The organism is Synechococcus sp. R6-10, assembly GCF_047461815.1.
In the GTDB taxonomy this organism is placed as follows: Bacteria; Cyanobacteriota; Cyanobacteriia; order Thermostichales; family Thermostichaceae; genus Thermostichus.
Window position 1 is genome coordinate 1 of the sequence record NZ_JANSHW010000483.1, and the last position, 1,005, is coordinate 1,005.

The 1,005-nt window shown below is 61.9% G+C and carries 1 protein-coding gene; it reads left to right on the forward strand.

Features of this window, described 5'->3' with window-relative positions:
- Positions 1 to 65 precede the first annotated feature (65 nt).
- Positions 66 to 923, forward strand: a complete 858-nt coding sequence (locus NW837_RS12565; protein ID WP_414331968.1) for a hypothetical protein — start codon at positions 66 to 68, stop codon at positions 921 to 923.
- Positions 924 to 1,005 lie beyond the last annotated feature (82 nt).

Genomic DNA, 1,005 nt, shown 5'->3' on the forward strand with positions numbered 1-1,005 from the left:
GCGCAGGAAATGTCCTTTTCGCGCTAGCGGCGCGGAGCGCTTTGCATCAGCATGAGTGCGGGAGTATGTCACGACGGAAGGTGAGGCAGATGGGGGGCTGGCTCAGGCAAAACTGGCTGTGGCAACTGGGGAGAGCCCTTGTGGCTGTTTGGATCGGCTGGGCGGAGGGGAGCGCTGCCTGGGCGAGGGACATGGCGCCGGCTGCCCCTGGAGTCTCCTCTCCCCCTACTTTGCCCATCCCTTGGGAATGGGTGTACGACTTGCAGGAGCAAGCCCGGCAACGGCAATGCACGGTGGTTGGCCTGTTGCGCAGCGATCCCCTGCCGGCGCCAGATCCCCAGTGGCAGGTGTACACACGGCTGGATTTGGTGGCTACACCCGAGGCTGGTCGGTTGACCAGTGTGTTGTTTGCCGAGAACACCCGTACTCGGGCCTTGCAGGTTATCTATCAAGCCTCAGGGTCGGTGTACGACCCCGTTGAGGCATTGGATTTTGCCATGATCCTGCCTCTAGCCTGGCAGGGGAACACTTTGCTGGCGCGGGAGTACGAAGGCTGGTTCCAGACCGATTTGAGCTGGGATCGGGCGGTGGTCTGGCCTTTGCCCACTGGCTCGACAGGGATCCCACCGGTGCAAATCTGGGATCCGCCGCCGGCGCTGGGGTATGCTGAGCTGCTGGGCTGGGATCCCCAGGCCCGAGAGCGGGTGCTGTTTGCGGTAGCCGATAGTCTTGGAGAGATGCCCCGCTTGGTGAGCGTGGGCCCAGACCGCCAGGTGTTGCTGCGAGCGCCTGCCGTTGCCCTTTCCCCAACTCCCTCTTCTCTACAGGGGTGGCAGGAGATCCGGCCCAAGGGGGGAGAGCCCCTCTGCCACCAAAGCCGTTTTGGGCTGGAGCAGGGAGGGGAAAATGAAAAATTAAACTGAGATGCAGAAGCCTGTGGGAGCATGCCTCTAACCCCCAAAACCCTGAACTTTGCTGAATTTACTGAGCTTTAGGCGGTTTGGC

What these genes read in the sequence shown, in the direction of transcription:
- NW837_RS12565 (WP_414331968.1), top strand. Translation starts at nt 66, where the DNA reads ATGTCACGACGGAAGGTGAGGCAGATGGGGGGCTGGCTCAGGCAAAAC.